Genomic DNA, 11,107 nt, shown 5'->3' on the forward strand with positions numbered 1-11,107 from the left:
GCGATGCAGCTCACCGCGGATGCCGCACGACTTGTCGGCTACGGGCTGCGTCCCCGGCTCGTGCCCGCGCGCGATGACACCTACCGCGGGCTCGTGCTCCGCGCCCGGAGCGACGACGAGTTCGCCGCCGCGGTGCACGCCGTTGCCTCCGGCCTCGATCTCGTGGTGCTCGAGATCAGCGAACGCACCGGCATTGTCGTCGGCTCCACAGAGGACAGCGTCTTCGCGATCAAGATGACCGATTACGCCCGCCGGACCGGCGGCGAAGGCAAAGCGTCCGAGCGCGTCCTGCACGCGCTGGCACACCTCGGCGCCGCCACGCTGGCGTTTCCGCGGCCGGCGGACTTGGCCAACGAGACATACCTGGGCCGTATCACCGCGGATGGTGTCGAGGCGTTCGTGCGTGAGGCTACCGGCCGGCTGGCCGAAACGGCAGCTGCCACGGACGCTGCCGACGTCGCTGTGGACCAACCGGCGTTGGAGGCGGCATGGCGCGTCTATACCCGCCGGGCGCAGACCGGCAGCACTGGCGACGGGCGCAAACTCGCCGGCAGCACGCTGGGCATCGTGGGCAAGGCGTTGACGTTCCTGGCCGACCAGGGACTGCTCACGCGGACCGGTGATGAGCGCGGCGGCACGTTCCGCACCACCCCGCGGTACCGCACCCATGTCCGTGAGGCCGGTGTGGTGATGTTCGAAGAGCTGCTCGGTCTCGGCATCACCGAGCTCAGCGACGGCAGCGGCACCATCACCATCGGCTGGACCTCCGAGTCGCTGGCCGAGCTGTAGGGGAGGGCGCGATGTACGAACTCAACCGCATCCGGCTGTTCGGCGTCGGTCCACGCGGCGCCCGCTACACCGACGTGACGCTCGACCTGTCCGGCGTCGGCAGGATCGTCCCGGGTACGGGTGATCTGTTCACTGAGCCGACCCGTCGGCCGAGCCCGTACAGTCTGCTGTTGCTGGAGAACGGCGGCGGCAAGAGCGTCCTGCTCAAACTACTGTTCTCGGTCGTGCTGCCGGGCAAGCGCAACGCCGTCGGTGGTTCAGCGGCCGTAATGGAAAAGTTCGTCATCGGCGATGACGCCGCACACGTCGTCCTGGAATGGATGCACGTGCGGACCGGCGAGCAGGTCATCACCGGAAAGACGCTGCAGCGGCGTCCGAAGCACACCACCGGCGGTCGGCTCGCCGAGCACTGGTGGTCGTTGCGACCGAACGGCGATGTCACGATCGACAGCCTTCCGTTCACCGCCAGCGGGCGGCGGCTGCGCCTGGACGGGTTCCGGGAGGCGCTGCAGGAGATCGACCGCGCGGCGCCGGTCACCCAGCTCACCTGGGTCGGGTCCGAGATCGGCGCGTGGGTCGAGCACCTGCGTGCCACCGGGATCGAGCCCGACCTGTTCAGCATCCAGCGGCGGATGAACGCCGACGAAGGTGACGCTGCGAACGCGTTCAAGTTCAATTCGAGCAAGGACTTCGTCGAGTGGCTGCTGAAGGTCGTTCTCGACGCTGAGGACGCGGTCAGCGTCGCCGAGAATTTCCATGTGTACGCGAGCACGGTCGGAGATCGTCAGGCGATGCTACTGGAGCGCGAATTCGCTGCCGAGGCGGTCGCGGCGCTGCAGCCGCTCGCCGCTGCAGCTCTGCGGCACCGTGCCGCCCGCACCGCGCAGCGTACCGCCGAGTCCGACGCTCTGATGTTGCTGCTCCGCGTGCAGGCCAGGGAGGCCGCCGAGGCCGGTAGCAGCGAGCGGCTGCAGGCGCTGGCGGCGCAGGCCACGGAGGCCGCCAGCACGCGGGAGAGCGAACGGGACCGCGCTCGTGACGTCGTCAATGAGATCCGCCGGCGCACCGTCGCACTGGAGCACGCCGCCGCCGAAGAGGAACAGCGTGAGGCCGCCGAGGCGCGTAGGGTCGCCGAAGCCGACCTGCGAGGGTGGGCGCTGGCCGGGAAACTCGACCTGAAGGCCGTTGCCGAACAGAAGGCCAAGGCCCTCGCGCAGCAGATCATGGACGCGGAGCTCACCGCCCGGCCGGCCCTGCATGCACGGGACGAGGCCGCCGGTGACCTGCTGAGCAAGCTGCACGCCGAGGCTGAAGCTGCGCGTAGGGAACGCGACCGGCAAAACCGCGACGCGGGTGACCGTCGTCGCCGCGCCGGGGAGCTCGACGAGGAACGGACTGAGGCGCTGAACGAGGCCGCGCTGCGACGTGCTGAGCGCGCAGCGGTCAGGGAAAAGGTCGCCAAGACACGCATGCAGGTCGACATAGCGATCACGAACGCACTGCTCGCCGCTGGTGATGACGTGGCGGAGACGGCCGCGGCTGCTGCGAGCCAGGCCGACGTCGCCGAGCGACAGGTGGAAGCTGGAGAACAGGCCGTCGAGCTGGCGGACAGGGCGGTCCGCGCCACGGCACAGACCGCCCGTGACGCACATGATGCCCTGGGCAGGGCTCGTCGCCTGCGAGAGGATGCCGATCGAGCGTTGCAGACGGTTGTCGAGCGGGCGGCGCCGCTGACCGCCGACGAGATCGTCCGGGTGGCGCTGACCGCCGATGTCGTCGACGTGGACATGCTCGACCTCGTCGCTGACCATCTCGCCGAGCAACTGTCCCGCGACGAAGTGACCGTCGAGCAACGTCTGGGCGGGCTGCGCGATGCGCAACGAACCGATCAGCGCCTGCTCGACGCACTCGGCGACGGTGGCCTGTTGCCACCCCGGGCCGAGGTCGAGGCCGGCCTGCACGTGTTGCACGCCGCCGGCGTTGGCGCGCACGCGGGTTGGCGCTACCTGGCCGAGAACGTGCCCGCCGCCGAGCGAGGCCGGACAATCGCCGCTCATCCGCAGCTGGCCGACGGTGTCGTCGTGGTGGACCAGGCCGCGCTGCGCGACGCACGCGACGCGCTGACCGCGGCACGACTGCTCCCAGCGGCGGCGATCGCCGTCGGGACGGGCGCACGGATGCTCAAGATCGGCGACCGCTCCGACGACGACACGGAATCGGCCGGCGATGGGCAACAGTTCGTCGTCGAACCGAATCCGGCGTTGTTCGACACTGAGGCAGCCGAACGACGGCGGGAGCAGCTCCGCGAGACGATGCAGTCGCGGGGCGTCGACATCCACCAGGAATCGACGACCGTGGAGCACCTCCGGCGGGTTCGTACCGAGCTGACCGGGTGGCGCCGGGAATGCCCTGCCGGGCGTCTGGCCTACCTGCGCGCGGACCTGCAGGGGCGCGACGAAGCACTGGCAGCCGCTGCCGACGAGGACGAAGCGGCACGCCTCGCCGCAGGGGCTGCCGAAACACTGCGTGGCCAGCGCAACACCGAACTCGCCGGTCTGCGTAAGGCCGAACGCGCCGCCGCCGAACGGGCCGGAGCGTTGCAGCGGCTTGCCGTGATCGTGATGGAGACAACCGAAGAGGAGCGGCGGCTTCCCGAACTTGACGAGGCGATCAGGACCGATGAACGCACCGTTCGTGAACTGACGGAGCGACGCGACCACGAGTCTGAACAGGCAACCGAAGCGGCTCGTACCGCGGAGAATGCCGCCGATCGCGCCGAACGCCACCAGGCGGAGATGGCCGGCGTCGTCACCTCCACCGGAGAACGATCAGCGACCGCCCCGGCCGGCACCATCAGCGATCTGCGCGCCGTGTACCAGGCAGCGGCCGCTGCGTTCGCCGCCGTCGAGGTCGGCCAAGACCTCCGGCTCACAGCGGACGCTGCCGAGGCCGACGCCGCTCGCCTGCGCACGGACGTCGACAGCCAGGACCCAACGGACGTCGAACGCGGCAGACAGCTGCTGGCCAGCCCCGACGGTGCCGACGCCGCCGGGCGGCAGGCGGCAACCGCCCGAGCCGATCGCGAACGCGTCCGCCACGACCTGGCCATCGGCGCTGCGACCAGAAAGGCCGGCGAGCTCAGCAACGAACTGGCCAAGGCGTCACCGTCGGACCACCGCAACGTATGGATCCAGCTGCCTGACGACCGACGTCCGACGTCGGTCGCGCACGGACGCGAACTGCTGACCGCCGGCGCTGCCGAACACCGTGCCGCACAGCAACGGCACGAGGAAGCGATCGCACGGCAGGGCGAGCTCGCCCGCAAGGTGCAGGCATCAGACGAGGCCGCCCAGGCGTTCCGTGCGGTCGCCGCTCCGCTGGCGGCGGTCCTCAACCGGCCCGACGCTACCGATACCGTCGACGCGCCGGTCACGTACGCGGGCACAGCGGAGCAGGCTCAAGGTTTGACCGAGCGGATGCGCGCTTCGCTTCGCAACACCATGGCGGAGGAGCGCGAGAGCCACGCCGAGGTGACCAGGCTTGTCGATGCGACGGTGCGTTTCGCGAACGACCAGAAGTACGAGGCGATGACCAATCTCGCGCGGCGTGCACTGGTCAACCTGGAACGGGAGCAGCTGGCCGCCCGAGCCGGTGAGTTCGCCACGCAGCTCGAACAGCGGCTGGCCACACTCACCACCGACCTCGACTCCGCCGGCAGGCACCGCAAGATGATCGTCGACCGGCTTGCCGCGCTGGTCGACGGAGCACTGAAGACCCTGCGTACAGCATCACGGCTATCCAGACTGCCTGCCGGGCTCGGCGACTGGGAGGGCAAGGAGTTCCTGCGCATCCGGTTCAAAGAGCCGGATCCGAGCCTGCTGGCCGCGCATGTCGGTGAGGTCGTCGACGAGATGGCGGCGGCCAGCAGCGCTCGTGCCCCTGCTGCGCGAGGCACCGCTCCGAAGAGGGATGGCCTCGCGCTGCTGCTGCGCTGCATCGAGATGGCGGTGCCCAAGGGCTTCACCGTTGACCTGCTCAAACCCGACTCGGTGCTGCGCGACGAACGAGTGCCGGTCGAGGCCATGAACGAGGTGTTCTCCGGCGGTCAGGAACTGACCGCCGCGATCGTGCTCTACTGCACGATGGCCGCGCTACGCGCCAACGAACGCGGTCAGCTGCGCTCCCGGCACTCCGGGGTGCTCTTCCTGGACAACCCGATCGGCAAAGCCAACGCGGAGTATCTGCTGGAGCTGCAGCAAGGGGTGGCGGCGACGCTCGGCGTACAGCTGGTGTACACGACCGGGCTGTCCGACGACCGGGCGCTGGCCGCGTTCCCGCTGTGGGTACGGATGCGCAACGACGCCGACCTGCGCGCCGGCCTGAAGCACATCCGTGTCGCGGAGGTCGTCAGGCGGCAACTGCCCGAGCAGTTCACCGACGAGGAAGAGGCCGCTGGCACCGCACCGGGCAATGTCACCGCCACGCGTCTCTTCCGCCGACCGTCATGAGCGATCCGCTGACGCACCGCACGCTCAGTGGTCCGCTCACGCCGCGCGCGGCCCGGCTCGCAGCCGAACTTGAGGCGTGGGACCGGCGCACGATCACGCTGATGGAGTTGTGGCCGCTCTTCGCGCGTGCCGATCCAGCGTCCGCGACACGGTCGACCCGCCGGACCGACCTCGCCGCGACGATTGCCGCACTCGCCGACGCGGGGATGGTCGTGGTGTCGAAGCAGTTCGACCGCACCGCTGTGCCGCCGTTGCCGGCGAAGTTGACGTTGCCCGCCGTTGCCGTCACCGTGACTGCGGCGGCGTTGGCGAAGGCCGTGCCGTGGCGGCCGGAGCTGGCGTGGGCTGCCTCGGCCCGGCTGACCGTCGGTCAGGTCGGCGTGCTGCAGACGGTGAACGGATGGCTGCGTGACCGCGGCCGGGACACCGATGTGCTGCCCCTGCGCGAACGGTCGCTGGAGCTGTTCGGGTACGAGAAACGTCTCGATGCGCTCATCTGCACGTCATTGTTCGGGCCGGATCGGCTCACGCTACCGATGCTGCGGACGTTCCGGGCACGCCCGCCGCTGCCGGTCCGCCGCGTCGGTGATGGCCCGATCCTGCTGGTGGTCGAGAACGCCGACACGTTCGACTCCCTACGGCGGAGGCTGACCGCGACCCCGACCGCCGTCGGTCACATCGCATGGGGAGCCGGCGCTGCGTTCGAGGCGTCGGTGCTCGGTATCGACGAGCTCGATGGTGTGCACGACGTCGCGTACTTCGGCGATCTCGACGCTGACGGGCTGCGGATTCCTGCCTCGGCGGCCGCAACTGCCGCCATTGAGGGGTTGCCGGCGATACGTCCGGCTCGAGGCTTGTATCGTCTGCTGTTCGAACACGGCATCACGCAGCCGGGACAGGCACCGTTGCCCGAACCGCGTGCCGCTGAGCTCGCCGCATGGCTGGGCGAGCACGCAGCAGCAGCCCGCCGGCTCCTTGCATCGGCGGTGCGCATCCCGCAAGAGAGTGTGAACGCGGCACTGCTCGTCGATACCGTGGAGATCTGGTCGGCCGACCTGTAGTAGGTCACTGCATTGCAGCTGTAATGCCAGTCGTCTACCGGCTGGTCCGCGACCTGCATGCTCCTGGAGCCACCCCGCACCGTTGCGAGGAGCATCTTGGCCCCGGCCACGCGGCGACGACACACATGCGGGACCTTCAGCATGGCCTGGCGCGCCGACGAGACTGCCGTCCCCGTAGGCGCAGACCTCCGCTGCCCAGCGGCATCGTTGCCGCAGCCCCACTCACTGATTCCTCAGCAGCAGGGGCAGCAGCGTGTGGCGTAGCTGCTCGGTGCACTGGACGATCTCCCGGTGCAGCGCGATCTTGTGGTCCAGTGCGCCCATGATGTTGCCAATCTTTGCCTGCGTCGCCGACGGCGGGACCAGCACCGGCAAGGTACGCAGGGTGCCGAGGGTGAGCGTCGGTACGGTCGCGGTGGAGGCGTGCCGAGCGATCCAGTCGCGTACCGCCGGGTGCCCCAGATAGTGCAGGAGGTACAGCGAGTCGACCGACGGTGCCGGTCGTAGCCGGAAGCATGCGGTGCCTGCCACCCAACCGTCGTGTTCGCGACCTGCGAGGGCGTACTTGTCGAGATCTCCTGTACGAACGCAGATCAGGTCGCCGGGGGCGAGCCGGTACCGTTCCAGCCGCATCGATGCATCGCGCGTCACGAAGACCGTGCTGCGATCCACGATGCGTCCATGCAGCAGGTGCTTCGGTGCAACGACTTCGATCGGCACACCTTCCTCGACGGGACGGATCATACCGCCGGATGGGCCGGCCACGATCTCGCACACGTCCGCCAGCGTCGTCTCCTGCCAGCCATCGGGTATCGGACCGGTCAACCCGTTCACAGCGAAAGCTCCTTCAGATACTCCTGAATTACCTGGTCGGCGAGGTCGGCCTGCTCGGCGAGCCGGTCCAACCGCTGCGTCAGTTCGGCCACCTGTCCCGCTCGCGTACCCGGATCCGAGTGTGAGTCGACCGGTCTGACGTACTCCCGGGGATTCAGCCGATACCCGCCCGCGCGAATCTCGCTGACGGGCACCGTGACCGCGAACCCGTCGACCGACTGTGGCCGGCCTTCGCGCCACAGACGACAGACATCGACGATGGCGTTGATGTCCGGGCGGTCGAGGGTACGGCGACCACGGTGCCGCACGGTCCCACGTCCGGTTGCATCCACGAACAGCACATCACCTGGCCGATCGCCGCCCGAGGGCCGGAGGAGCCAGAGCGTGACCGGGATGTCAGTGGTAGCGAACATCTGACCCGGCAACGCGATCACGGTCGAGACCACGCCGTCGTCGAGCATGGCGGCCCTGATGCTCTGCTCCTGGGGGTTCGCGGAGAGGCCGGCGCCGTGCGGCATGACCACCACCGCACGACCGCCGCGGTCGAGTGAGGCCACGACGTACTGCAGCCAGGCGAAGTTGGCATTGTGTGCCGGCGGGACGCCGTACCGCCAGCGTCCTCCCGATCGGCCTTCGAAGTCCCAGCCCGAATAGTTGAACGGCGGGTTCGTCGCCACTACGTCATACAGGCGACCGGGCACGCCGGTCGGCAGGGTCTCGGCAGAGGTGGGCAACACCCGAGGTGCGATCTTCCTCAATCGCAGGCCCAGGAACGCCAGCGCGGAGGATCGCATCGAGTAGTCGGCGAGATCGACGCTCAGCCCGTCGACGGCCCTGCCTTGACCTGCCAGCCTGTCCGCGATCGCGGCCGGGAACTCGCCCGCCCTGCAGAACGGGTCGAGGACTCGATCATTCGGTGTCGGATCGACCAATGCAGCGGCCAGTTCGGTGATGGCTCCGGGCGTGTGGAACTCCCCACTCCGACGGCCGGCGGCCGACCTGACCACGTCGATGAACGCGCTGAAGACGTACGACATCGGGACGCCGCCGTCTGGGTGCCACGAAGAGACGAGGTCGATGAGCGACGTCAACTGGTCGCCCCGATCGATCTTGCGTAGTGGGTCCAGCAGGGGACGCATGAGCGTGCTGCGGTCGAGATCCCCCGACACGTCCTCGATCAGCGCCCATTCGAGGTCCCTGCCGTCTTCGACCACAGCCCTCCACACCGGGCGGTCACGCAGGTACAGCAGCGTCAGCACGACATCGCCGAATTCCGTGACGTCGAGTACTCCGCGGCACCGATCGTAGGCACGCCACAGTGCGTCAACGAAAGGCCGACCAGCCGCGACGTCCGTTGCGATCAAGGCCGCACGTCCAACTGGCGCATCGGTCATGTCTCGTCTCCATCCTTCCCCAGCGTGCCGCCCTCAGGGTCTCGACGCGGGAGAACCTGCAGCCAGAGCAGCAACAGGTGCAGCGACTCGCGCGGCAAGGTCCGGTGCAACACCAGCAAGACGAACGCGCCAAACGTTACCCACCATGGAGCACCGGCCAGCGCAGTACCCGCCGGTGCGATGAACGCCGTGAGTGTCCCCCATTGCACGTTCGTCACAGGCAACCCACCGCTCTGAATCGCCGAATCGACCCCATGCCGCGAGCGCACGGCATGGTCGACAACTCCGGCCCGACCGCCACGTTCCCATCTGCCATCACTCCGCTAGCGTAGCGCGTATGGACCTGCGCGCCAAGCGCGCAGACACATACGCGCCACCGACCTTGCATACTCTACTGCCGAATCGGTGACCCCTGAACTCGCATCAGCAGGTCCGCCCCGCGATGACCGGCCTGGCACGCTGGGTGGCGTCGGCGCAGTGGATCGGGATCACCGGTCACATGAATCTGACTCCCGGCGACCGTCGACCTGGTCCGTGCCGATCTGCGGTGGTGCCGGCCGGAGTTCCGACGGCCGACCTCGGCGGCGTGAGCTGCCCCGCTCACGGCGCCAACTCCGTCTTCACCGACGTCGTCCTCGCACTCGGCGGCACCCCCGAGATCGTGCTGGCGGCCGAGGACTACGCCAACGCCACGGTCCGCCCCGAGCGCCGCGCCCGGTTCGATGGATTGCTGCGGGCCGCGGCGCCCATCCGAACCTGTCGAGTATCAGCCTGTATATCGGTGGCCGCGGGCACTCGGTCTGCTGACGGGGGACGCGCGGCGACGACATTCTGGAAGGTCTGCACGCGACCGGTCTTGCTCCGGCCGGCGAGCTGCACGTCAACGTGTTCTAACTTCCACACCACGGCAGCGCCAACAACGTCGCGCCGGAGTTCTTCCAAGTCGTAAACGCCGATCATTATGTCATCTCGGCGGACGCAAACATGATCATCCGAGCGTGGGCACGCTGCGGTGGCTCGTCGAGTCGCGTCCCACCGATACCCGCTACACCGTGCACGTCACCAACTCGATCCCGCACGTCGGCGACGTGCTGGCCAACCTCCAGCGCAACCGCCGGTTCATCGTCTCCGTTTAGCAGGGCGTCGTCATCGAACTGAGCACTGGTTCTCCGCCGCGGTGACCACGCTGGACGCGGCGACCGGATGTCCCCGACACCGCGCCGCCGGCCCCTTCTGGTGTTGGCCCGTGCGGCCTGGTCGATTGACGGACCGGACAGCAGATCACGCACCGTACGGGGGGTCGTACGGAGGGGTGGAGATCGGGCAGACTGTCGCGGAGTGAATCTAGGAGTGACCGACCGGGAAGGCACGGTAACGGCGCGTGGAAGATATCCCGGCCCAGATCGGCCGGTACACGGTTGCTCGGCGGCTCGGTGCGGGCGGGATGGGGGAAGTTTTCCTGGCGTACTCCCCGGCGGGCTCACCCGTGGCGGTCAAGGTCATCCGAAGTGATCGGCTGGACGCAAGTACCAGAGCTCGCTTCGAGCGGGAGGCGCTCATCGCCCGTACGGTGATCGGCACCAACCGGGTCGCCCGCTTCCTGGACGCCGATCCGTACGCCGGTCGGCCCTGGCTGGCGATGGAGTACGTTCCTGGCCGCACCCTATTGCAGCACGTCGATGAGTACGGTGTGCTGCCGCTGCCGCTGGTGGCGAGCCTCAGTGCGCTGCTGTGCGAGGGTCTGGAGGCGGTCCACGCGGTCGGACTGCTGCACCGGGACCTAAAGCCGCAGAACATCATTCTCGGCACCGACGGTCCAATGATCATCGACTTCGGGCTGGCAGCGTTCGTCGATGCGCCGCACGACTCGCTGTCGCACAGCGGAATGATCATCGGTACGGTCCGCTGCATGCCGCCGGAGCAGGCCGGTGGCAATCCGCACGTGACACCGGCCGCTGACGTATACGCGCTGGGCACGGTGCTGCTGTACGCGGCGGCCGGCCACTACCCGTATGACGGGGTGCGGTGGGAGGCCATCGTCGCGAAGGTCCTCAACCCGCAGACTGGCCCCGACCTCAGCGGCGTGCCGAGCGGCCTGCAGCCCTTGCTGACCGCGATGCTGGCGCACGAGCCGCAGACGAGGCCGACCGTGGCGGATGTGGCGGCCGCCTGCGCCGCGCTGCTGGCCGGGATGGGCGTCGGCCCTGCCGACGCCCGGCTCGCGCTGATCGCCCGGTCTGCCGGGTCCACCGCCGACAAGGCGGGTCCGTCGCTGTCCCCGTCGGTCGAAGCACGGCTCGAGGCACTGAACCTCCTGGACGACGCGACAGCTTTGGAGAGCCCGCTGGACGTTCCGCCCGGCCTCGGAGATGAGGCCGCGGAGCCCGACAGCCCGCCGAAAGCTGACGAGGAGCCCGCGAAGGGCACGGTCCGGGCGAAGCAGCGTCCGGGACGCCTTCCGGCATCCCGACGGGTGGCCGACGAGTTGCGGACCGCCTACGCGGCGCGATCGGCCCTGTAA

The 11,107-nt window shown here is 68.8% G+C and carries 8 protein-coding genes; 5 read left to right on the top strand and 3 right to left on the bottom strand.

Annotation, left to right across the window (positions count from 1 at the left end):
- Positions 1-3: 3 nt before the first annotated feature.
- The 3 genes from ABZS58_RS31675 to ABZS58_RS31685 are packed head-to-tail and all read left to right on the top strand — an operon-like array spanning position 4 to position 6,358.
- Positions 4-789, top strand: coding sequence for a hypothetical protein (locus ABZS58_RS31675; protein ID WP_354786906.1), 786 nt, complete (start codon positions 4-6; stop codon positions 787-789).
- An 11-nt stretch (positions 790-800) separates the two neighbouring features.
- Positions 801-5,297 (top strand): hypothetical protein, encoded by a 4,497-nt coding sequence (locus tag ABZS58_RS31680; protein ID WP_354786907.1) that lies wholly within the window; start codon positions 801-803, stop codon positions 5,295-5,297.
- Entirely contained in the window at positions 5,294-6,358 is a 1,065-nt protein-coding gene (locus tag ABZS58_RS31685) for a Wadjet anti-phage system protein JetD domain-containing protein (RefSeq protein ID WP_354786908.1), read from the top strand. The genes ABZS58_RS31680 and ABZS58_RS31685 overlap by 4 nt, the downstream gene beginning before the upstream one ends.
- 222 nt (positions 6,359-6,580) lie before the next feature.
- Here ABZS58_RS31685 and ABZS58_RS31690 read toward each other — a convergent pair whose 3' ends face one another.
- Genes ABZS58_RS31690 through ABZS58_RS31700 form a run of 3 tightly spaced genes read right to left on the bottom strand, consistent with a single transcriptional unit; the run spans position 6,581 to position 8,804 of the window.
- Entirely contained in the window at positions 6,581-7,192 is a 612-nt protein-coding gene (locus ABZS58_RS31690; protein WP_354786909.1) for a restriction endonuclease subunit S, read from the bottom strand.
- Positions 7,189-8,586: a class I SAM-dependent DNA methyltransferase gene (locus ABZS58_RS31695; RefSeq protein WP_354786910.1), complete on the bottom strand. Its 1,398-nt coding sequence runs from the start codon at positions 8,584-8,586 to the stop codon at positions 7,189-7,191. The genes ABZS58_RS31690 and ABZS58_RS31695 overlap by 4 nt, the downstream gene beginning before the upstream one ends.
- Positions 8,583-8,804 (bottom strand): hypothetical protein, encoded by a 222-nt coding sequence (locus ABZS58_RS31700; protein ID WP_354786911.1) that lies wholly within the window; start codon positions 8,802-8,804, stop codon positions 8,583-8,585. Before ABZS58_RS31700 ends, ABZS58_RS31695 begins: the two co-directional genes overlap by 4 nt.
- Before the next feature lie 780 nt (positions 8,805-9,584).
- On the opposite strand from ABZS58_RS31700, the gene ABZS58_RS31705 reads away from it, so the two are divergent.
- Both ABZS58_RS31705 and ABZS58_RS31710 read left to right on the top strand, forming a co-directional pair.
- Positions 9,585-9,722 carry a hypothetical protein gene (locus ABZS58_RS31705; RefSeq protein ID WP_354786912.1) on the top strand — a complete coding sequence of 46 codons (138 nt, stop codon included), beginning with the start codon at positions 9,585-9,587 and terminating at the stop codon, positions 9,720-9,722.
- 245 nt (positions 9,723-9,967) lie between these two features.
- Positions 9,968-11,107, top strand: coding sequence for a serine/threonine-protein kinase (locus ABZS58_RS31710; protein ID WP_354786913.1), 1,140 nt, complete (start codon positions 9,968-9,970; stop codon positions 11,105-11,107).

This window comes from Dactylosporangium sp. NPDC005555 (assembly GCF_040605635.1).
Taxonomy (GTDB): Bacteria; Actinomycetota; Actinomycetes; order Mycobacteriales; family Micromonosporaceae; genus Dactylosporangium.

Bases quoted from the DNA above. Each gene is read 5' to 3' on its own strand.
- ABZS58_RS31675 (WP_354786906.1), top strand. From the start codon at position 4: ATGCAGCTCACCGCGGATGCCGCACGACTTGTCGGCTACGGGCTGCGT.
- ABZS58_RS31680 (WP_354786907.1), top strand. From the start codon at position 801: ATGTACGAACTCAACCGCATCCGGCTGTTCGGCGTCGGTCCACGCGGC.
- ABZS58_RS31685 (WP_354786908.1), top strand. From the start codon at position 5,294: ATGAGCGATCCGCTGACGCACCGCACGCTCAGTGGTCCGCTCACGCCG.
- ABZS58_RS31695 (WP_354786910.1), bottom strand. From the start codon at position 8,586: ATGACCGATGCGCCAGTTGGACGTGCGGCCTTGATCGCAACGGACGTC.